Here is a 21485-nt window from a genome sequence, read left to right as displayed (position 1 = left end):
AACTCGCAAACTCGCAAACTCGCAAACTCGCAAACTCGCAAACTCGCAAACTCGCAAACTCGCAAACTCGCAAACTCGCAAACTCGCAAACTCGCAAACTCGCAAACTCGCAAACTCGCAAACTCGCAAACTCGCGCCTTATATCAGAAATAGGCAAACTCGCACTCTTTATAAGTAATCTGAAAACTCACTTCTATTTACTATGCTTATCAAACCACCATTGAATGTAAGCTACTTTCGTCATTAAATTAGAAGGGCGTTTAGTAATACCATGTGATGCACCAGGAATACGCACCATTGCAGTATCGACACCTTGTAGTTTGAGTGCCTGATAAAACTGCTCGGTCTCAGAAATTGGTGTACGGTAATCAGCTTCACCGGTTAATAGCATAGTAGGGGTTTTTACGTTACCAACATAGCTGATAGGTGAGCGTTTCATATAGTGCTCAATATGATCCCATGGCTTACCCGGGAACCAATAATCTGCAAAAAATGGGTAGTAATCGGCAGTTAGTACAAAACTGATCCAATTGATTACCGGTTTTGCGACAACAGCGGCGGCAAAGCGGTCAGTATGACTTACAACCCAAGCGGTTAATGTGCCACCGCCAGAGCCACCGGTGACAAATAATTTAGATTCATCAATAAAGCCTTTTGCAATTAGGGCATCTACACCTGTCATTAAGTCATCAAAGTCATTACTCGGGTAATTGTGATGAATGGTTTGCGCAAACTCCTTACCGTACGAGTCGCTGCCACGGGGGTTCATATAAAGTACTACATTGCCCTTGGCGGCAAACAATTGTACTTCAGGACTAAAGTGAGGGCCGTAATTGGCCACCGGTCCACCATGGATCTCAAGTACTAATGGGTATTTCTTGGACTTATCAAAACCCGGAGGGTATGCAACCCAACCTTGTATAGCTAAACCGTCATGACTTGATTTAAGCCAAATTTCTTCAACCTTGGCTAGGCTTTTGTTAGCTAGTGCATCTTCATTTAACTGAGTTAATTGTTGCGCTTTACTGCGCTTTAAATATGCGACATCGGCAGGGCGCTGAGTATTTGCTTGGGTAAATGCCACTTCGCCATCTTCGCTCACATCAAAATCACCACCAGAATATGGGCGGCCAAATGATACGCTGCCTATCTCTTTAGTTAACAGCTTACGTTTACCGCTACGTGGCTGATAGGCGAGGGTAGTTTGTCCTTCGCTATCAAAAGCAAAGTAAAGCCCTTTTGAGTCATCAGCCCATTTTATTTGTGCAACACTGCGGTCTAAGTCGGCTGTAAGACTTTGTGTTTTATCTGTTTTTAAATCACGAATATATAATTGCGTATTTTCGTAATTGGTTTTTTTATCATCATACCCTGTGTAGGCCAAATACCGACCATTAGGTGAAATCTGTGGTTGGCCATCTGGGCCGAGTCTATCGGTGATTTGAGTGATCTCAGCAGATTGTAAATCCAGTTTGTAGATTTCAGAGTTGATTGGTTTAAATAAGTAATCTGCATGGCGATTAGCTGAAAAATATAAACTTGCGCCATCATTACTAAAGCTGATTGCACCGCCATGGTCAAAATCGCCAGATGTCAGCTGATTTGCATTACCGCCAGTGGCACTAATTTCAAATAGGTGGCGAAAGCCCTTTTGTGTATAGCCACCACCATCAGCTCGGTAATAAACATCATCAATATACTTAGCAGGCTCAGCCCAATCAGCACCTTTTGGCTTGCCAGGTAAAGAGACTGGGCTTGCGCTGGCAGCGGGTACAAACTGGCTAAACACAATTTTTTTACCATTGGGCGACCAGGTTAAGTTACCAGGGCTTTGAGTTAAATTACTGATCTTGGCAACAGCGCCGGTATTCAACCACTTTACATAAATTTGGCTGCTGCCATCCCGAGTTGAAATAAACGCTAAGCGGGTTTCATCGGGTGAAAGCACTGGCGAGTAATCCATATGCACGCCAGAGGTAAGCGGTTGCAGTTGTTTAGAGCTGCTATTAACCGACCATATATTACTGACTTTACGATCACTTTTAATATCCATGCGATTACGCACAAAGTAAACCGTTTTCCCATCGTTAGTCATTTCAATTTGATTGGCATATTCAAGGTCGAATACATTTTCTAATTTTAAGGTATTGTCAGCTTGAGCCGCCACACCATAAAAGCTCACCGTAGCAAGCATTGCAAGAGAAGAGAGTAATTTCATTTTTATTCCTTGTTAATAAACAGCATTAATACTGTTATAAAGTAACAAAGATTAAAAATACAGCTGATTGCGATAAGTGGGGTTTCGCCAAGCTAAAAGGGCTGTGGGACTATATTCAAAAGAGTAATATGTAGAGAGAGAGTATGGCACTGTGATTATCACCAACTAGCTCTACAGCCTATCCATACAAATAGTTTTTAAATAGACACAAAGATGTTACGACTAAAGCTAGGTAAAAAGCATGTGAAATGCCAGCCAGTATACAGATTGCTTATTAGATTTAGATGGTAATAGATTGAAAGCAAACGGAATAATCTTGCAGGGACAAAAGTTAAATAATGAATACTTTAGTAATTTCTCTGATAGTGTATGCTAGAGTAAAGAATAAGCAAAATATCACGATTAGGTTACTTAACCTGTGTAGGCTTGTGTTAATTCAGCGAGCTAAAGTAGTAAGAGTATAGTAAATGACAAATGTCGAAAGTGAAATAGCTCAAAGCCTTATAAAATCACAAGTGTTGATAGTTGATGATCAAGCTATTAATATTTCCTTACTACAAAAAATTCTCTCAAATCATTATCAGTTAACCACCGCAACCAGTGGTGAACAAGCACTCGAAATTTGTAAAACGCAATCCCCCGATTTAATATTATTAGACATTGAAATGGCGGGTATTAACGGTATTGAGACATGTAAGCGTTTAAAAAGTACACCTGAAACAAAAGATATTCCTATTATTTTTATTACCTCTTTTGAGCAGCACGAAGATCTTTGTTGGCAGGTTGGTGGTGTTGACTTTATAAGCAAACCCATTAATCAAACCACGGTGTTTAACCGGGTAAAAGTGCATTTAACATTGAAATTACAGCGCGATAAATTATTGGACATGGTTTATTTAGACAGCCTTACCCAAGTATATAATCGCCGCTATTTTGACTCTCATTTAATTAAAACAGAGCTTAGCGCTAAGCGTGAAGGCGGTGATTACACGATCATTTTAATTGATATCGACTTTTTTAAGCAATTTAATGATATTTATGGTCACCTTAAAGGGGATGAAGCGCTCAGAGACGTTGCGCAAGCCATTATGCACACACTATTACGGCCAAGTGATTTTGTGGCGCGTTATGGGGGGGAGGAATTCGCGGTCATTTTACCGTTTACCGATCTAAAAGGCGGTATTTTAGTTGCAGAAAATATAAGAAAAAATATCAGCGCTTTGAATATCTCTCACAGTTATAACACATCAAAGCAGTTGACGGTAAGTGCAGGTATCGCAACACTTCGCGGTATTATCGAGCAAGAGAATGTACTTAAATCGGCTGATGAGAAGCTCTATATGTCAAAGCAAACAGGACGAAATAAAATAACTTATTGACACTTTTTTAAGAACGTGTGATTTATTTTGATCTTGGCTCACAATTTACTGCGTTAATTGTTGTTTTACTGTGTGCCTTCCCTCTCATATTATTTAAGTTTGTTGTAACGAAAAATCATGAATGTTCGTTTAAGAAATAACGCTATTAAGCCTGCTTAAAATTTCAAATTATATTTGCTTTTAACGCGCAACTTCCCTAATAGGTATTAAGTTAGTCAGTAGTAACTTATTGCTGTTAGCCCATCATCAGTTCTACTCAAGAGCAACGAGCTAGCTGGTTAAATAAAATTGCCCAGTTAGCGGCTAAGTAGTGCACCAATATAAACCCAAAGCTTAAATTAAACACAATAAAAACAAATAGGTACGGATAAAAATCAACTAGAAACTATGATAATAAAGTGAGAAGATAGTGTGTATCGGTTAAATAGTTTAATGTAAAAATCATAAGATGAGGGAGTATCAGTGAGTAGTCATTTTTTAAAGTCGATTGTCGCGGTGGGCTTAGTTTTAAGTTTACAGGGCTGCTTTGGCGAACCTGTGTTTGAAGCTGAGTCACTCAGTAGTTTTCGTCACACTGATGAGATTGTGCTATCAGCGGCAATGACAGAAGATGGAGCGATGAGTCTAGTCGCCGAGCAAGGCAAAGTGTGTTTATGGGATAACAAAACGAATAAAGTAAAATTTAGCTGTTTTACTGGCGATAACGCTAAACATATTGAGTTGATGGGCTTTAGTAAAGACAAAACTCAGTATTACATTTCAAACCGTACTTCTGTGCTGTTATTTTCTGCTACTACAGGGCAATTAGTCGGCAGCTGGGCAACGGGAAGAAATATAGCCCGAGATATCGCTATATCGGCCGATGCGGGTATTTTACTCCTAGGTTACCGCTCTGGTGAAGCTCAGATCATTAATACAAAAACCTCGTCTGCAACCTTGTTTCCAATTCACCGTTTAGATATTAACTCTGTGGCTCTATCTGATGATGGGAAAACAGCATTAACAGGCTCAAGTGATAAGTTTGCCTATCTGTGGAACACTGAAGACGGTGTAATTAAGCAACGCTTTAAATTAACTACTCGCATCAATCACGTTGCAATGAATAGCACCGCGAGCCTTGGCTTTGCCATAGATTCTGTGGATGACCGAGTGTTTTTAGATTTAAAAACTGGTGAACAACAAGCCGAGCTAGATATTATGGCTAATTTTATGGAGTTTAATGACTCGCTATTTATCAATGATGACAAATGGTTTTTAACAGGCTCGCCAAAAAGAACCTTACATTTATGGCGAGTTGCTGATGGTCAACATCTAGGTGAATATAAAGCTGAAAAATTACGTTTACGTAGTTCTATTTTAGCCATCGCCTATAATAAAAAGAGTAATCACTTGCTCAGTGAAACCAGTGATGGCGTGCTAGAGATTTGGCCTTATAAGCCATTAAAGTAGTGCAATCAGGCCGTGTTGATTTAACAAGCACGGCCGTTATATTTACTGCTGAGTACTATTAATAATCAAATTTATGTTTGCTAAACAGACTTTGCACCTGTTGCCATACCTTACCCGGTTTTCCATCACCAATAAGCTTACCATTTACTTTTACCACTGCGCCGACTTCTTTGGTTGCGCTGGTGATCCATACTTCATCGGCGTCGAGTAGTTCAGCTTTGCTAATAACACGTTGTTGCACTTTAAAATCGCTGTGGCTATGTAGAATATTTAAAATTAACCAACGGGTTATCCCCGGTAAAATTTGGTTATCAAGTGGTGGGGTGCTAATCACACCGTCTTTAACTATAAAAACATTGCTTGAGCTTGCTTCGGTAATTTCTTCTAGTCGGTTATAAAGAATTGTTTCTTTGTTGCCAGCAGCAACACCGTGTTGGTTATGAATAACATTACCAAGCAGTGCGGTTGATTTTATATGGCAACGTTGCCAACGTTTATCTTGCTCTAGTGAAACTGTGTAGCTTGTTGCATGCTCAATGTCGCTCACAGGCTCTGCCGGGATTTCGAATACATAGGCAAACACCGTTGGCGTTATATTGCTTGGGTAAGCATGCGCGCGCTTAGTATCGGTTCCTCGGCTAACGTGCAAGTATATACCTAAATTATCACCTTGATTTTTTTCACAAAGTTGCTCGCAGATGCGGCGCCAAGTATCGGCACTGTAATCGAGCTTAATTTCAATCTCATTTAAGCCATTATTCATGCGCTCTATATGGGCATTAAATCCAAGCATTTTTCCTTTGTATGCGGGAATAACTTCATAAATTCCATCACCAAATAAAAACCCGCGATCCATCGGTGAAATTTTAGCGTCAGCTGCTGCTAGGTACTCACCGTTTAGGTAAACCGTGCTCATGGTTAATCCTCATTCTCTATAAAGCCGTCAAGTTGGCGTAGTCGTGTTATTAATTGCTGACCGTGTATGGCATTTAGGCCATCTTCGGTTAATTCGTTTTTGTGCGTAACACCATCAACGCTGCCACGCTCACTTAAATAATGCAAAATTGCTAAGGTGTCTACATTGGCAAGCAGGTCTTGGCGATGCCAGCGGCTTAAAAATGCGATAATGCCATACGCCGCCCAATTAGATACATCAGCGAGTAATAATTCATCGCAACAGGTTAAGCTGGGCATAATATTCAGCTCTGTCATGTGTTGAGCTACATTGCCCATGCCTATTTCGTTACCGCCATCACCAATGGCGATGGTTGGACAAGACGCTTGTGTGATAAAAAAGTCAAAGCAACCGCAATCTGCTGAGATATCTATGCCGCGCATATTGTAGTATTTATTACCATGGCATAACCCAGGGCGCTCAATAGATAATACACAATCAGGGTTTAATTTAGCCAAGGCTTGTTTGCTAAATGCCATTGCGTCGTTAAAGTTATCTAGCGGTAACTCAAAGCAGTTAAAGTCGTTTTTTAATGCGCTGTAAAGGGGGTTTCCACACACTAAAATAGGCTTTTTGCCTAACTTTTTCAGCGTATTATATAAAGCAATTGCACCAACAGGGCCGTCGGTTTCAAACGTTTGCTTAACGGCAAAACCGGTGCCAATGAGTACGGTATTGTTCGCTTGGTGTAAAGCCTCTGCTGCACGTAAGTAGGTACCTATTTGCTGATGCGCATATAAATTTTGCATCCCCCGCAGGTTTTGCTCAATCATCATCGCTTCGATTGCTTGGCTTAGTTGCTGATCTGTTAGCTTGTTTGGCATAATGCTTTGATCTCAGATATAAGCGCAATGCCATCCGCGTTATCACCGTGTACGCATAAGCTATCGGCATTTAATGTAAGTTTTTTACCACTTTGTGTAGTCACACTGCCTGTGTTTAATAGTTGTTTTACTTGGGCTATTAAGGCGGCTTTGTTATGTACGCTGCCTGGTATTTTGCGTGATACAAGGTGGCCTTGATCTGTATACTGCCTATCTGCAAAGGCTTCTAGAATAAGGGTTACACCATGCTCGTTAGCCAGCTGTTGATGCCGCTTCGCATCAGCTGTAGCCAGTATCATTAACTTTAATTTGCCTGAGTACTGAGCGATGGCTTTGATCACCGACAGTAATATGCGTTCATCAGCCATCATGTCGTTATACAATGCACCGTGTGGTTTTACATAGGTGAGTGTTAAACCGTGCACTTTCGCCATCCCTTCTAGTGCCGCAATTTGGTAGTGCAAACAATGTGTGAGCTCTTGCTCAGTTAGCGCCATTGAGCGGCGACCAAAACCTTGTTTATCAGGGTAGCTAGGGTGGGCACCAATCATGACATTATGGCGCTTTGCTAAGGCTAAAGTTTGCGCCATAACATCAGGATCACCTGCGTGAAAGCCACAGGCAATGTTTGCCAAATCAATATGGGGCATAACTTGGTCATCAAGGCCCATTTGCCAAGCCCCAAAACTTTCACCTAGGTCACAGTTAAGCTTCATCAGTTTTTCCATTTAAAACGCAGAAATGTGCGCATTTTGAATATCGGTTATTAGCATATGCCCTGGGCTGTGAGTAATGCAAAAATCTGGCGCTGCATTAGCAATAGCTACTTGTGGAGTAACACCGCATGCCCAAAATACCGGTACTTCGCCTTCTTTAATGCTCACTGACTCGCCAAAATTAGGCCGGTTTATATTGCTAATACCAATCGCTGCAGGGTCGCCAAAATGAACAGGGGCTCCATGTACGTCAGGAAAGCGACTACAGATTTGAATTGCACGGATGGCATCGGCAGGTTTCATCGGCCGCATACTCACCACCATATTGGAATGAAAAATCCCCGCGCTTTCACAGGCAATGTTGGTCATATACATAGGGACATTCTTATGCTCTGTAATATTGCGAATTTCAATTCCCGCGGCTTGTAATGACTCTTCAAACGAAAAAGAGCAACCAATTAAAAAGGTGACTAGATCGTCTCGCCAGTGATCTTTAATATTGGTGACTTCTTCAATCAGCTGGCCTTTTTTAAAAATACGATAACGGGGAAGGTCAGTACGTATATCTAGATCATGGGCAACATTGGGAATATCAATTGCGCCCGGCGTGCGGCTGCTTGCCACAATTGGACATGCTTTTTTATTTGCTTGGCAAAACTGTAAAAAATCAAAGGCATAACGCTCAGGTAAAATCACTAAATTAGCTTGTACAAAGCCTGGAACAAACCCTGATGTATGACCCGTATAATCTTCATTGCGGATCATATTACGTATAGCGTAAGGTGTTGTTAGCGAAGCGTTATGTTGCATAAAATCCTCTTTAATTGTTATTAATGCCAGAAACGGTCACAGGTAATGTGCCAGTGGCTTTAGCTTTACCAACCAATACTTTAGCAAGAGCTGTAAAAGCCGGTCCTGCTACTTTAACATTATTATCTATATCTATGTTATACGCATAAGTAGCTAAAATTGCATCACCATATTGACCAAATTTAGCAATATCATAAGGGGCACGTAAGCTAACAAACACGGTTTTTTTATTAGCACGTTGTGCGTGTTGTAATAAGCGCTCAAGGGCTGCGCCTTGCTCTGATTTGGCAATGGAAAATTGTGGGTCGTCAGCTAAATCATCCATCCCACCAATTTCAACGGCACTTTGATTGGGTGAGGCGTTACCAGCGATAATAATATCCGCATTGTTTAGCGCTTTTAGGGTCGCGTTAGGTTCAAAGCCTTGTAAACTTGTACAACTAAATTGGTAGTTAGAATTAGAATCAGCGTGTGCTGCAATCGCTTGTTCAAGCGCCATACATTTACGTGTATCTGGCATAATAATGTGTATTTTAGCCTTATTGGCTAATTTAAGTGGTAACGTGCTTTGCTCATTTTTGACTTGTGTAATAGCTGCAAGTGCCAGTTCGGCTTCTACTTTACGATGGCTTGAGTCACCTAAAATAAGCTGTGCTTTTTGAATTGCGAGTGATTCATCAAGCGCGGTAGTTAACTTAAACTTACTTTTAAGCTGTAAAATACGCTGAGCAGATTGGGCCACTTCATCGCCATCTAAATGGCCTTTTTTGACTTCGTTAACTAATCGAGCAATGAGCTGGTCGAGTACGGCCAAATCTTTTGGGCTACGAATTTCAATAGGCATCAAGGCAATATCGACACCCGCAGAAAAAGTATTCACCACGGCTTCAATCGGCTCAAAAAAGTGGCTGATCCCTGCCATATCAAGTGCATCGGTGATCACCACACCTTGGTAATTTAATTCACCACGTAATAAGTCGGTAATGATTTTACGCGACATAGTGGCGGGTTTTATCATGGTTTTACCATCTTTACTAACAAAGGTGGTGTCATCCAATGCAGGGTATTGGATATGCGCGGTCATGATCATGCCTGGGTTTTGCGCTTTTATAATATCTTTAAAAGGCGGTAAATCTTGCTGCCAGATCGTTTCTTTGTCATGCATTACTTTGGGTAAGCCGGTGTGGCTGTCTACGTTAGTATCGCCGTGTCCTGGAAAGTGCTTAAGTGAGGTGATCACGCCATTACCTTCAAACCCTGCAACTTGAGCACCGCCGAGTTTACTTACCAATGCTGGATCTTCACCGTACGAGCGTACATTGATCACAGGGTTGTCAGGGTTCATGTTGACATCAACCGTGGGGGCGTAATTTACGTTGACCCCAATTGCTTTAAGCTCATCAGCGATGACTTGCGCTGACTGCGTCGCAAACTGAGTACCGTGCTGTGCATAGCTTGCGCCGATTGACATATTACCTGTAAACGAGGTGGCAACATCACGAGGAATTCGCGCCACACGGCCGCCTTCTTGGTCAATAGAAATAAATAACGGGGCACCTAAACTGGCTTTAGCCGCTGCTTGTTGCATTTGATTATTGAGCTTAACTATTTGGTTAATACTCTGAATATTTTCAGCAAATAAAATAACGCCGCCAATATTATGTTTGGTGATCACATCAGCTAAATCAGTCGGTAGCTCGGTCATTGCGGTACGACATTTTTGCTCGCTGTCTTGTTCGCAGTAATAACGAAAATCAAGCATCAGCTTTTGGCCAATTTGTTGTTCAAGGGTTAAGTTAGTTGCTGCGAAGGTCGAATCCATTGGTAAAAAACACCCTAGTCCAAAGATAATTGATGATATGGCAAACTTATTTAACACAGTAGGCTCCAAAGCTGAATGCTTATTTGTTGTGTGAATATTTTATTCTTGATGGTAATGCTGTTTTAGTTTGAAATACAGCACTTTTTACAACACTAACTGTTTTTATTGGTTACTGCAAAAGATTAATTTAAGCCTGTTATTTATTAACTAAGGCTTAATAATAAAGGTTTTACTCAGAATTTGATGGCTTTATTTGAGTACTAATGCGCATTTGGAAATGTTAGATAAAAAATTTAAAGTAATAATATATTCCTTTTATATTGTTGTTACGAAAAATACTTGCTTACCCTTAGTTATTGAATCGGGAGGGAGCTCAAGCTTTTAATTAGTAAGAAAGGTTATATGTTGAGTTACTAATGAAGTACGTGTCTTTTAAAGCCTGAAAATGGCTATAGTAGCTAAGTATGTTCTTAATCAAAGAAAATGCCTGTTTTTATATAATTTCTTTTGTATTATTGCTAATCTTTATTTAGATAAGGCCAAGGAAATATAGGCTCTTTACTTTAAACGTTGAGTATTATTTTGCGCCGCCTAACAAAAATTTTAAACATAAAGTTAGACTTAAAAAAGTTAATCTTATTTTTGGCTTTATCTGCCACGATTGTGACATTTCTCAATAGCTTTTATTCAAGCTACCAAGTGCAAAAGCAACAATTAAAGTCTGAAACACTTAAAAGTCAGAGTGCTTATGCCGCCAAGCTCGTTTCTGCAACAGACCGCTTTTTACAATCAGCCCAACAACAACTAGCTTATTCAGCCAGTGTTATTGAAGCTAATTTTGCCAATCCTGCTATTTTGACTCAAGAAGTCGAGCGCTTGAAGCGCCAAACTGATAGCTTTAATTCAACAGTTATCGTACTGGCAAACGGAATAGTCAAAGATATTTCACCAAAAAGTTTAAAACTCACAGGTAAAAAACTCGACAGCTATGGTGCTTTACAAGCGCTTTCGGTAAAGGAACCAATGATCAGTGAGCCGTATACGTCAGCAGCAAATAATTTGATTATTTTTATTTCTCACCCGTTATTTGACGCCAATGGTGGTTATTTAGGCTATTTGGGTGGTTCGATTTATTTAAAGCGTGCCAGTATCTTGCACGATTTACTACAAGTGCATTTTCATAAAGATGGCTCGTATTTATACGTTGTAGATAAAAACCGTCGGCTACTTTATCACCCAGATACTAGCCGAATTGGCGAGCAAGTTTATAATAATGAAGTGATTGAAGCGGTATTAAGTGGAAACCACGGAACACAGCAGCTAATAAACAGCCAAAATAAGGCGATGCTAGCAGGCTATGCACCACTTAAAACCGCTCCTTGGGGCATCATTACCCAGCGCCCATTAGAAGCAACTCTTGAGCCATTAGATGGGTTAATGATCAATGTATTGCAGCGCACACTGCCCATAGGTTTTGCCACATTACTATTTATATGGCTCCTTGCTCGACTGATAGCTCACCCATTAAGAGATTTGGCGAAAACGGCTAACAGTCTCCATAGCCCACATGTAGCACAGCAACTCAAGGACGTTAAATCGTGGTATTTTGAAAGTGCCGAATTACGTAAAGCCATACTCAATAGCGTGGGTGTACTGCAAAACCAAATAGGGATGTTACGCCAAGAAGCACAAACAGATCCGCTTACCGGGTTACACAATAGACGTAGTTTAGATACGACTCTCACACAGTTAACCGTTACGCATACCCCATTTGCTGTATTGGCGATAGATATTGATTTTTTTAAACGTGTAAATGACGAATTTGGCCATGATATCGGCGACCATGTTTTACAGTCATTAGCTAATATTGTGCAGGATGTTACACGTACAACTGACTTTGTTGCACGTACAGGAGGTGAGGAATTTATGGTTATTTCACCTAATGCAACAGCAAGTAGTGCTTATTTATTGGCAGAGCGCGTACGTATGCAGGTATCAGAAACTTTTATTGACCCGGTTGGTTATATCCATGTATCAATTGGTGTTGCCGGTTGGCCGCTACAGCAACTTACCCTTGAAGAGATTTTGAAACTGGCAGATCAGGCGCTTTACCAAGCAAAACACTCAGGGCGTAACCGCACTATTGTAGACTCTCACTACCAAGGGACGGATAGTGAGAAAACGGCTGAAGTGAGATAGACCACATATTTTAATCAACTTGCTTCTTTGTTGATTAAAATATGTGGTAATACACCGTCTAGATCGGCCTGCAATTTAGCGTTGATTTTATAAACTTGCCCTAGCCGAGTTTGAGTTAACACTTGTTCGGGTGTACCACAGACGACTACCTTTCCCTGTTCCATCATATATAAACGATCGGCAAAGCTTGCTGCTAATGAAAGATCATGTACAACTGCAATAACACCGGCGCCTTGCTTTGCAATTGTACGCGCTTGAGTCATGACTTCGTATTGGTGATACAGATCTAAACTTGAAGTTGGTTCATCAATTAATAAATAGCCGGTGCGCTTTTTTGCTAAGCTTGGCTGTAATTGGAAAAGTACGCGGGCAAGCTGTGCGCGTTGTTTTTCACCACCGGATAACTGGGTAAAACATTGCTGCGCTAAATGGGTGACACCTAATGCTTGCATGGCATTTTTTGAGAACCGTTTAAGTGCCGTTGAGCTAAATTGTTCTTGGTGTGCAACATGCGCCATATCGACCACTTCATTCACTGTAAAAGGAAAATCTAGATCATAATTTTGTGTAAGCACAGCTCTTAATTGCGCAAGTTCTGCGATGCTATAATCAGCTAAGTTTTGCTGGTTAATCGTTACTGTGCCTGCGGATAACTCAATATCTCCACAAAGTGCTTTTAGTAAAGACGATTTACCAGCGCCATTGGGCCCGATGATCACCACAACTTCATAGGAGTTAGCTATAAAATCAACATTATCTAACAGTGTTTTATTGCCAATTTTTGCAGTTAAATTATTAGCTAAAAGCATTTTACCCTCGTCGTTGGTAAGTTTTTAATAACATGATTAAAAAGAATGGGCCGCCAATGGCGCTAGTGATCAGGCCAATGGGCAGCTCAACAACCAATCCAGCGCCTGCGCCGCGCTATAACAATAGTGGTGAAAATGACCGAGATGGCTTTGAGCTTGAAGTGAACTACGCCCACTCAATAGGCTATGTAAACCTTGCTTACAGCGAAATATCAGGTGCAGATCAAGACGGTGAGCCACTATGGTATTTACCTGCTGATAAATTAGCGATCACGGCTGGCTTATTCTTCTTCGATGCAAGCCTAGGAACAGGTATTAGCGTTCAGGATGTTGCTGCGCGAACTGTTTTAGCCTATGACGGCGCAAGCCAAAGCTACCAAGAAACTCAGCAAGACGATTATACCTTGGTTGGCTTAAATGCGACGTGGGATATTAACAACCATTGGAACTTACGGTTAGCAGTAGATAACCTATTAGATAAAGAGTACCAAGTGATGGCTGGTACCGGTGGTGCCATTGGTGATTACGGCGTAGGTCGTAATATCAAAACCCAATTGAGCTTTAAGTTTTAACCTTCTCAGAGACTCAGCCAGCTAGGCTGAGTCGCCTTCACAAGGCACTGCCACACAGCACTGTATGCTCAGTTGCAAGGAAATCGCTGTGTATTTAACTGGCCACAAAGCTAATTCACGGCATATTCTTTATTGGCATCAATTTTTAAATATGCAATATTAACAGGTGAATTCAACAACCCTAAAAGTTACAGCCATGTTTAATAAATTACGTTTTAAATCAATTTCATTGCTTTGTGTTATCGGTTTAGCGAGCCCACTAGTGAATGCTCAGCAAACGGAACACACAAATAAGCGCAATGAGTTTGTGGATGTTGCGACAATCATGCCAACCGCCATATTTGATATTCGTTACTACAGCGCTAATAACTTTGTCGGCCAACCTATTGATGGCTATAAAGCACCGAAATGCTTATTACATCAAACCGCGGCAAAAGGCTTACAGCAAGCACATAAGCATGCGCAGCAAGCAGGGTATAACTTAAAAATATTTGACTGCTATCGCCCGCAGCGCGCGGTTGATCACTTTGTACGTTGGGTTAATGACGAAAGCGATACCAAAACCAAACCTGAGTATTACCCAAATTTAGGAAAAGATAAGCTATTGGGTGGCTATATAGCTGCAAAATCTGGTCATAGCCGTGGTTCAACGATCGATCTCACTCTAACCGACGCGACAGGCAAAGAGCTAAATATGGGCTCCTTGTTTGATATGTTCGATACCATTTCAAATACCGACGATGAACGTATTAGCGACAGTGAAAAAGCCAATCGTTATCTACTAAAAAATATTATGATGGCGGCAGGGTTTGCTCCGTATTCAATGGAATGGTGGCATTTTACCTATAAACCACAAGCATACCCAGATACCTACTTTGATTTTGTAGTGCAATGACTATGGGTAAATTTTGCAAAACAAGTATAAAGTATTTGACATAGCACAACAATTCTATATAGTGGGCCTCAGCTAGAAAGAAAGCATGTAATTTATAAATCTCCATTTCGTTGTTGTATAAGTAATACTTGTAGTACCGTCCTGAAGTTTTTAAGTACCATCTCATTTTTTGCTACACCCGCCCATTTGGGCACAATTTTTTATTTTATATCAGGATATTACAATGTCTAACATCGTATCAGGTACAGTTAAGTGGTTCAACGAGTCTAAAGGTTTTGGTTTCATCGAGCAAGAAAATGGTCCAGACGTTTTCGCACATTTTTCAGCAATCAAAAGCGAAGGTTTCAAAACTTTAGCTGAAGGCCAACGTGTAGAGTTCACTCTTTCACAAGGTCAAAAAGGTCCACAAGCGGATAACATCACTCCGTTATAATTTTTACTTTAATTAGTAAAAACAAAAAGCGCTTATAGAAGCGCTTTTTTTGTGCCTGTAAAACATAGAAATAAAGATTTAGGAACAAGGTTGCCAGAGGCTAGGGAAGTGACTAGATTCTAGGGTCTATCGGTGTAAAAACCTATTTTTGTAGGAACAGGCTTTAGCCGTGATGCTGTTTCAGGTTATGTGTTAAAAGCTAATCGGCGCTAAAGCGCTCTCCTACGAAAGTAAAAGGTTCTAGGTGTATTCGTACGGCGCTCGAAGCCCGTTGCTTTGTCTTCTCATTTACCCTCATTCACTTCTCTTTGTACAAATAGATCTTTTAGTAATTTATTCACAAAGAGGTAAAGAGACGCTGCGCTGATGAGGGAATAAAAAAGGGACTAGGTTCTAGGTTCTATCGGTGCAAAAACCTATTTTTGTGGGAACAGGTTTTAGCCGTGATGCTGTTTCAGGTTATGTGTTAAAAGCCAATCGGCGCTAAAGCGCTCTCCTACGAAAGTAAAAGGTTCTAGGTGTATTCGCAGCACGTTGCTTTTCTTCTCTTTGTGTAAATCGCTTTTAATTCCACCGACGCTCGCATCTTGAGGTAGTTTGGGTATATTATTAAGTATCTTTTTCAACTGTAAGTGAACGGCGCTATATTTATTCGAAATGGTTTCGCGTGCTTGTTATTACTGTGTGGCCAGTTTGCCTATGCAGTACAAACACTCACCATCTACACAGAGCAGTTCCCACCTTACAATTTCTCTAATAAAGGGCAATTACAAGGGATAAACCTCGATATTACACGTACGCTTTGCGAGCGAGTGAAGGTTGAATGCCAATTTGAGCTACTGCCGTGGGCGCGTGCCTATCAATTAGCACAGAATAATTCGGCTGCTGGCTTGGTATCGACAGCTCGTACTGTGCAACGTGAAACGCTATTTCAGTGGGTGGGGCCATTGGTGTCATCTCGCACGTTCTTTTACCGTCTGGCGACCAATAAGCATATTAACCCGACTGACTTAAACCAAGTTAGTGCCTATTCCCTTGGCTTGGTAAGAGGCAATGTTTACGAGCAATTGGTTTATGAGGTTGGCTTTGAAGCTGATAAAAATCTGTTACAGTTTTCTCATCATTATGAATACATGAATCTGTTTTTTAAAAATAAAATCGATCTTATTTTAGGCTCAGAGTATGTTCTAGATTACCAGCTCCAGCAATTTGGTCATGGGGGTAAAGAAGTGGTCAAATTGGTTGAGTTACCGGTAGAAAAACTAGGCGGAAATTACTTAGCTTTTAATAAAGCAGTTCCAAAAGAAATTATTGCGCAATTCAATGTACAACTACAGCGACTTAGAGAAGAAGGGGAAATCGACTCGTTTAAAAACCTGTATATCCACAATTAGAGCGCACGGTTATTTTTGCTTTAATAAGGCATTATATTGCGGCGTGCTTTTTACCTTTGCGAATGCGTGTTTTAATTGAGTTACCACGGCTTTATCCATATTGATATTAGTTGCTAAATAGCCCGCCACGGCAAGTTCATCAATTGCATACACAAAGCTAATTTTATCTGCATTTATGGCAAGTTGCTCACTCATCGCAGCCAGATAGTTTTCATCATCAATAATTAAATCTACTTTTTCTGCTAGTAACAAGTGATATGACTTTTGAATATCACTGGTTAGCACAACAGCAAAGCCATATTTAGTTAATACCTTATAAGCAAGATCATGACGCTGTACAGCCACGTTGTATTGTTTGGCCTGCTCTAGGTTATTGATAACAATATCACTGCGTTGACTGAGTTTAACAAAGCCTAATTTAAACTGCGCTACGGTACCAATCCAATGAAATAGCGGCTCCCGATCTGCTGTTTTAGCTAAGCTGTATATGAGCGTATTTGGTTTTGAGTGTGCCATTTTATAGGCACGAGCCCAAGGGTAGATTTCGATTGTGGCATCGATGTTAGCGGCAGCTAAAATAAGCCTTACAATTTCGGTGCTGTAACCCATTACTTCATTATTGATACGGGTTTGATTTGGCGGCGATAACTCAGTAACAACTTTAAGAGGCGTGTGGGCATAACAAAATGGTGCAAATAAAATTAGCATCAAATAAATAAAAGGCCGCATGAAGTTTCCTCAACTGTCAGGTACAGTTTGAGTATAGTAACAATCTATAAAATTTGAAAAGTGGAAGGCTTAAAACGATAAAAGGGCCTTGCGGCCCTTGGTGAAGTATCGTTCAAGTCAGATAGCTCTTTAACCCCTTAAAGCTCTATCCTATTGTTTTGCAACTAAGGCTCATCTCAAAGTTTCTAAGCTAGCGAGAGGAAAAAACCTGCAATTGCGGCGCTCATAAGGTTAGCCATAGATCCTGCTAACACTGCTCTGAGCCCTAAGCGTGCGATATCCTTTCGCCGACTAGGCGCCATACCGCCTAATCCACCTAGTAAAATGGCTATCGATGATAAGTTAGCAAACCCACATAACGCGAATGTGACAATCGCTTGTGTGTGCGCACTTAACGTATCGCGATAATTTATAAAGTCTAAGTAAGCAACAAATTCATTCACTACTAACTTTTGACCAATAAAACTGCCGGCTATAATTGCTTCATTCCATGGTACGCCGAGTAACCAGGCAACCGGGGCAAATATATAACCTAAAATTTCTTGTAGTGTCAGTGTCGGATAATCAAACCAGCCACCAACACCACCTAATAAACCGTTTAAAAGCGCGATTAAAGCAACAAACGCTAATAACATTGCGCCGACATTGAGCGCTAAATGCATACCGTTGGCGGCGCCCGATGCTGCTGCATCTATTACATTGACTGGTTTGTCTTCACTTTCTTCAAGATCAGCCAATGTGTCTTTTGGGGTTTCGGTCTCTGGCACAATCATCTTGGCCATTAAAAACCCACCCGGTGCAGCCATAAAGCTGGCAGCAATTAAATATTTAAGCTCTACACCTATAATGACATAACCGGCCATTACCGAGCCTGCAACCGTGGCTAGGCCACCTACCATCACTGCAAACAATTCCGACTTGGTCATAGTTGCTATAAATGGCTTTACTATCAACGGTGCTTCAGTTTGGCCAACAAATATGTTGGCGGTCGCTGAGAGCGATTCGGTACGCGATGTTTTTAACAGTTTTTGTAAACCACCGCCGAGGATTTTAATAATCCAATCCATAATGCCAATGTGATAAAGCACTGCAACAAGGGCAGAGAAAAACACAATGACCGGTAACACTTGTACCGCAAAAATAAACCCTAAGGTATCTTGGCTGGCAAGGGGACCGAATAAAAACGATATTCCGTCATTTGCAAAACCAATTACCGATGATACGGCTTTTGACATGCTCACTAAGGCGTTTTTTCCTGCTTCAAAAAACAGTACAAACCCGCCGATAATAAATTGCATGGCAAACGCAATACCCACCGTTCTTAAACTAATTGCTTTGCGGTTGGTTGAGGCCACAAAAGCAATGCCTAGCAGCACACACATGCCGACTAAGCTCATAAATGTTGTCATGTTTGGTTATTTCCCGTTGTTATTTTTGCAGTAAATATTTTATTTTACTTTTAATTATATCAATCGCAACACGATTCATGCCGCCACGTGTGACCACTAAATCAGCCTTGTGCTTTGAGGGCTCAATAAACTGATAAAACATAGGTCTCACAGTCGCTTGATATTGTTCAACAACGGACTGTAATGTTCTGCCTCGTTGCTCCATATCACGTTGCATACGGCGCATTAGGCAAATATCAAGCGGTGTATCTATAAACACTTTGATATCAAATTCTTTATTTAGCGCTTTGTCGCTGAGCAGCAAAATACCTTCTACAATAATTATTTGAGCTGGCATAACCGTGCGTGTTTTATCACTACGTGTATGCTGCGCATAATCATATGTTGGAACTTCGACCGCTTCTCCATTGCGTAATTTTGTTAGATGTTCGCACATCAATTCATGTTCAAACGCATCAGGGTGGTCGTAGTTCGTTTGCGTACGATGGGCAAACGGCAGATGCGATTGGTCTTTGTAATACGCATCTTCTTCGATCACGGCGATAGCGCCTGGTTCGAGCTCATTAACCAATTCATTATAAATAGTTTGGCTAAAAAGAGATTTGCCCGACGCAGATGCGCCAGCAATGGCTATTATTGTTCGTGTCACTAAAGTTCTCACCCACACAGAAGGTATATATTGTTGGTAGATCACAATAGCAAAAAAGACACGAATAATCTCTCTTGCTTCGCTTTAAGATGTGAAATTTATAATGTTTAGGTTTTATGAAACAGGACTTATGTCCTGTACGGTAAAAAGCAACAACAGATAAAGTAGCTCTATTGGATAAACGAGGTGAGTATGGCAAGAGCAATTATATTGATGGCAGACAGCTTAGGCATAGGCGCAGCCCCCGACGCTGACAAGTTTGGCGACCTAGGCGCGAATACATTTGCCCATCTGCTAAAAGCATACTCAGACGAAACCGGTAAACCACTTTCACTGCCTAACTTATCATTATTAGGTTTAGTGGATGCATGTGAAGCGGCAGGCAATGAACCTTGCTTAGTGAGCGATCGCCAAACACCGATTGCAGCGTGGGGTTACGCTAAAGAGCTTTCAAGTGGTAAAGACACACCATCAGGTCATTGGGAAATGGCGGGTGTGCCGGTGTTATTTGATTGGGGTTATTTCCCTGATACACAACCTTGTTTTCCGCAAGAATTTATTGACGAGCTAATTGCTCGTACGGGAATTCCTGGCATTTTAGGCAACTGTCATGCATCAGGAACAACCATTTTAGAACAGCTAGGTGAAGAGCACGTAAAAACAGGTAAACCAATCTGTTACACCTCAGCTGATAGCGTGTTTCAAATAGCCGCGCATGAACAAACTTTCGGTCTAGAAAAGCTTTATCAGGTCTGCGAAATCACACGGGCGCTGCTTGATGAAATGAACATAGGACGAGTGATTGCGCGGCCATTTTTGGGTTCGACTAATCAAGACTTTGCCAGAACAGGCAACCGTCGTGATTATTCAGTGTTACCGCCAGCGCCAACCTTGCTAGATAAACTAGCAGAAGATGGCGGCGAAGTAATAAGCATTGGTAAAATTGCAGATATTTATGCACACCAAGGTATTACACAAAAACACAAAGCCCCTGGCTTACAAAACTTATTAGAAAAAACATCACAGGTGATGGCATCAGCGCCAGATCATAGTTTGATATTTACTAACCTTGTTGATTTTGATGAAAAGTTTGGCCACCGTCGTAACCCAGTAGGGTATGCAAAAGCACTTAAAGAGTTTGATGATTATTTACCAACAATTCTTAAGCAGCTTAAACCCGACGACGTACTAATTATTACAGCGGATCACGGTTGTGATCCAACATTCCCGGGCAGTGAGCACACCCGTGAATATGTACCTGTACTTGCTTATCGAGCTGGGCTGGAAAATACCCCGCTTGGTGAGCGTGCTAGTTTTGCAGACATAGGTCAAACACTTGCCCAGTGGTTTAACTTACCTGCACTTGACTATGGTGACGGCTTTGTATCAGAGCTAAAAGCACCACTTGTAAAAGGAAACGAATAATGAGTACTCCGCATATCGAAGCGAACAACGGTGATTTTGCCCAAACGGTATTAATGCCAGGCGATCCACTACGCGCGCAATATATTGCAGAAAACTTTCTTGATAACGCAGTAAAAGTAACTGGCGTTCGTAATATGTATGGCTTTACCGGAACCTACAAAGGTAAGCCTGTAAGTATTATGGGGTCAGGGATGGGGATTCCATCTATGTCAATTTATGCCCGTGAATTGATAGTTAGTTACGGCGTTAAAAACCTTATTCGTATCGGCACCTGTGGCGGTATTGGCAGCGATATAAAAATTCGCGACGTTATTTTCGCCCAAGGCGCCAGCACAGATTCTAACGTAAACCGTGCTCGCGTACGTGGTTATGATTTCTCTGCTATTGCTGATTTTGACCTACTATTAAATGGCGTTAACGCGGCAAAAGAGTTAGGTATTAAAGCAAAAGTAGGTAATGTATTTACCACCGACACCTTCTATCAAGCTGATAACACTTTTTATCAAGAGCTTGATAAATTAGGTATGTTAGCCGTTGATATGGAAACCGCTGGTTTATATGGCGTTGCTGCCGAGTATGGCGCAAAAGCAATGGCATTATTTACCGTAAGTGACCATGTGATCACTGGTGAAGCAACACCAAGTGAAGAGCGTCAAAGCACCTTTAACGAAATGGTTAAAATTGCTCTAGAGTCAGTGTAACTAAACAATGTAAAAAGTTCCTTGGTAACGTATTCGCTGATTTGGAGACACGCCCAAATACAGTGAGACTAACCTCCCAAAGCCGCCTAGTAACCCT

At 41.1% G+C, this 21485-nt stretch carries 19 protein-coding genes; 9 read left to right on the top strand and 10 right to left on the bottom strand.

From position 1 onward, the window contains the following. Positions 1–193: 193 nt before the first annotated feature. Positions 194–2218 (bottom strand): S9 family peptidase, encoded by a 2025-nt coding sequence (locus NQT69_RS12775; RefSeq protein WP_256828050.1) that lies wholly within the window; start codon positions 2216–2218, stop codon positions 194–196. A 467-nt stretch (positions 2219–2685) separates the two neighbouring features. Here NQT69_RS12775 and NQT69_RS12770 point away from each other — a divergent pair, with 467 nt between their 5' ends. Then, positions 2686–3597, top strand: a complete 912-nt coding sequence (locus NQT69_RS12770) for a diguanylate cyclase (protein WP_256828049.1) — start codon at positions 2686–2688, stop codon at positions 3595–3597. Between the two features lie 462 nt (positions 3598–4059). After that, positions 4060–5046: a WD40 repeat domain-containing protein gene (locus NQT69_RS12765; protein WP_256828048.1), complete on the top strand. Its 987-nt coding sequence runs from the start codon at positions 4060–4062 to the stop codon at positions 5044–5046. Between the two features lie 58 nt (positions 5047–5104). Here NQT69_RS12765 and NQT69_RS12760 read toward each other — a convergent pair whose 3' ends face one another. Genes NQT69_RS12760 through NQT69_RS12740 form a run of 5 tightly spaced genes read right to left on the bottom strand, consistent with a single transcriptional unit; the run spans position 5105 to position 10173 of the window. Further along, on the bottom strand, positions 5105–5962 hold the full coding sequence (locus NQT69_RS12760) for an aminotransferase class IV (protein ID WP_256828047.1): 858 nt from the start codon (positions 5960–5962) through the stop codon (positions 5105–5107). A gap of 2 nt (positions 5963–5964) precedes the next feature. Continuing rightward, positions 5965–6825: a glutamate cyclase domain-containing protein gene (locus tag NQT69_RS12755; protein ID WP_256828046.1), complete on the bottom strand. Its 861-nt coding sequence runs from the start codon at positions 6823–6825 to the stop codon at positions 5965–5967. Further along, a complete protein-coding gene (locus NQT69_RS12750) occupies positions 6810–7541 on the bottom strand; it encodes a 5-oxoprolinase subunit PxpA (protein WP_256828045.1) in 732 nt (243 codons plus the stop codon). Before NQT69_RS12750 ends, NQT69_RS12755 begins: the two co-directional genes overlap by 16 nt. Positions 7542–7553: 12 nt before the next feature. Then, positions 7554–8351 (bottom strand): putative hydro-lyase, encoded by a 798-nt coding sequence (locus tag NQT69_RS12745; protein WP_256828044.1) that lies wholly within the window; start codon positions 8349–8351, stop codon positions 7554–7556. A gap of 10 nt (positions 8352–8361) precedes the next feature. Further along, positions 8362–10173, bottom strand: a complete 1812-nt coding sequence (locus NQT69_RS12740; RefSeq protein ID WP_256828043.1) for a glycoside hydrolase family 3 protein — start codon at positions 10171–10173, stop codon at positions 8362–8364. Positions 10174–10815: 642 nt separating this feature from the next. Here NQT69_RS12740 and NQT69_RS12735 point away from each other — a divergent pair. Next, positions 10816–12372 (top strand): diguanylate cyclase, encoded by a 1557-nt coding sequence (locus NQT69_RS12735; RefSeq protein ID WP_306174028.1) that lies wholly within the window; start codon positions 10816–10818, stop codon positions 12370–12372. A gap of 14 nt (positions 12373–12386) precedes the next feature. Here NQT69_RS12735 and NQT69_RS12730 read toward each other — a convergent pair whose 3' ends face one another. Continuing rightward, entirely contained in the window at positions 12387–13181 is a 795-nt protein-coding gene (locus NQT69_RS12730) for a heme ABC transporter ATP-binding protein (protein WP_256828042.1), read from the bottom strand. Positions 13182–13237: 56 nt separating this feature from the next. Here NQT69_RS12730 and NQT69_RS12725 point away from each other — a divergent pair, with 56 nt between their 5' ends. The 4 genes from NQT69_RS12725 (at position 13238) to NQT69_RS12710 (ending at position 16475) form a co-directional block, all read left to right on the top strand. Continuing rightward, entirely contained in the window at positions 13238–13753 is a 516-nt protein-coding gene (locus NQT69_RS12725) for a TonB-dependent receptor domain-containing protein (RefSeq protein ID WP_306174027.1), read from the top strand. 196 nt (positions 13754–13949) lie between these two features. Then, the gene (locus tag NQT69_RS12720; RefSeq protein WP_256828040.1) at positions 13950–14648 is read left to right on the top strand and encodes a M15 family metallopeptidase; all 699 of its coding nucleotides are present in this window, start codon (positions 13950–13952) and stop codon (positions 14646–14648) included. Between the two features lie 223 nt (positions 14649–14871). Further along, on the top strand, positions 14872–15081 hold the full coding sequence (locus NQT69_RS12715) for a cold-shock protein (protein ID WP_004587186.1): 210 nt from the start codon (positions 14872–14874) through the stop codon (positions 15079–15081). A gap of 671 nt (positions 15082–15752) precedes the next feature. Further along, a complete protein-coding gene (locus tag NQT69_RS12710) occupies positions 15753–16475 on the top strand; it encodes a substrate-binding periplasmic protein (RefSeq protein ID WP_256828039.1) in 723 nt (240 codons plus the stop codon). Positions 16476–16484: 9 nt separating this feature from the next. On the opposite strand, the gene NQT69_RS12705 is transcribed toward NQT69_RS12710, so the two are convergent. The 3 genes from NQT69_RS12705 to udk form a co-directional block, all read right to left on the bottom strand. After that, positions 16485–17204, bottom strand: a complete 720-nt coding sequence (locus tag NQT69_RS12705) for a substrate-binding periplasmic protein (protein ID WP_256828038.1) — start codon at positions 17202–17204, stop codon at positions 16485–16487. A gap of 185 nt (positions 17205–17389) precedes the next feature. Then, positions 17390–18613, bottom strand: a complete 1224-nt coding sequence (locus NQT69_RS12700; RefSeq protein ID WP_256828037.1) for a NupC/NupG family nucleoside CNT transporter — start codon at positions 18611–18613, stop codon at positions 17390–17392. Between the two features lie 19 nt (positions 18614–18632). Next, positions 18633–19262 carry a uridine kinase gene (gene udk / locus NQT69_RS12695; protein ID WP_256828036.1) on the bottom strand — a complete coding sequence of 210 codons (630 nt, stop codon included), beginning with the start codon at positions 19260–19262 and terminating at the stop codon, positions 18633–18635. Positions 19263–19454: 192 nt separating this feature from the next. On the opposite strand from udk, the gene NQT69_RS12690 reads away from it, so the two are divergent. Together NQT69_RS12690 and deoD are read left to right on the top strand one after the other, a co-directional pair. Further along, entirely contained in the window at positions 19455–20687 is a 1233-nt protein-coding gene (locus tag NQT69_RS12690) for a phosphopentomutase (RefSeq protein WP_256828035.1), read from the top strand. Next, the gene (deoD, locus tag NQT69_RS12685; protein ID WP_256828034.1) at positions 20687–21388 is read left to right on the top strand and encodes a purine-nucleoside phosphorylase; all 702 of its coding nucleotides are present in this window, start codon (positions 20687–20689) and stop codon (positions 21386–21388) included. Before NQT69_RS12690 ends, deoD begins: the two co-directional genes overlap by 1 nt. Positions 21389–21485: the final 97 nt, after the last annotated feature.

It is taken from the genome of Pseudoalteromonas shioyasakiensis, assembly GCF_024518675.1.
Lineage (GTDB): Bacteria > Pseudomonadota > Gammaproteobacteria > Enterobacterales > Alteromonadaceae > Pseudoalteromonas > Pseudoalteromonas shioyasakiensis_B.
The sequence above is the reverse complement of the archived record's forward strand: the minus strand, read 5'-3'. Positions and strand labels throughout refer to the sequence as shown.

Coding starts and splice junctions, on each gene's coding strand:
- NQT69_RS12775 (WP_256828050.1), bottom strand. CDS start 2,218: ATGAAATTACTCTCTTCTCTTGCAATGCTTGCTACGGTGAGCTTTTAT.
- NQT69_RS12770 (WP_256828049.1), top strand. CDS start 2,686: ATGACAAATGTCGAAAGTGAAATAGCTCAAAGCCTTATAAAATCACAA.
- NQT69_RS12760 (WP_256828047.1), bottom strand. CDS start 5,962: ATGAGCACGGTTTACCTAAACGGTGAGTACCTAGCAGCAGCTGACGCT.
- NQT69_RS12755 (WP_256828046.1), bottom strand. CDS start 6,825: ATGCCAAACAAGCTAACAGATCAGCAACTAAGCCAAGCAATCGAAGCG.
- NQT69_RS12750 (WP_256828045.1), bottom strand. CDS start 7,541: ATGAAGCTTAACTGTGACCTAGGTGAAAGTTTTGGGGCTTGGCAAATG.
- NQT69_RS12745 (WP_256828044.1), bottom strand. CDS start 8,351: ATGCAACATAACGCTTCGCTAACAACACCTTACGCTATACGTAATATG.
- NQT69_RS12740 (WP_256828043.1), bottom strand. CDS start 10,173: ATGGATTCGACCTTCGCAGCAACTAACTTAACCCTTGAACAACAAATT.
- NQT69_RS12730 (WP_256828042.1), bottom strand. CDS start 13,181: ATGCTTTTAGCTAATAATTTAACTGCAAAAATTGGCAATAAAACACTG.
- NQT69_RS12725 (WP_306174027.1), top strand. CDS start 13,238: ATGGCGCTAGTGATCAGGCCAATGGGCAGCTCAACAACCAATCCAGCG.
- NQT69_RS12720 (WP_256828040.1), top strand. CDS start 13,950: ATGTTTAATAAATTACGTTTTAAATCAATTTCATTGCTTTGTGTTATC.
- NQT69_RS12715 (WP_004587186.1), top strand. CDS start 14,872: ATGTCTAACATCGTATCAGGTACAGTTAAGTGGTTCAACGAGTCTAAA.
- NQT69_RS12705 (WP_256828038.1), bottom strand. CDS start 17,204: ATGCGGCCTTTTATTTATTTGATGCTAATTTTATTTGCACCATTTTGT.
- NQT69_RS12700 (WP_256828037.1), bottom strand. CDS start 18,613: ATGACAACATTTATGAGCTTAGTCGGCATGTGTGTGCTGCTAGGCATT.
- NQT69_RS12690 (WP_256828035.1), top strand. CDS start 19,455: ATGGCAAGAGCAATTATATTGATGGCAGACAGCTTAGGCATAGGCGCA.
- deoD (WP_256828034.1), top strand. CDS start 20,687: ATGAGTACTCCGCATATCGAAGCGAACAACGGTGATTTTGCCCAAACG.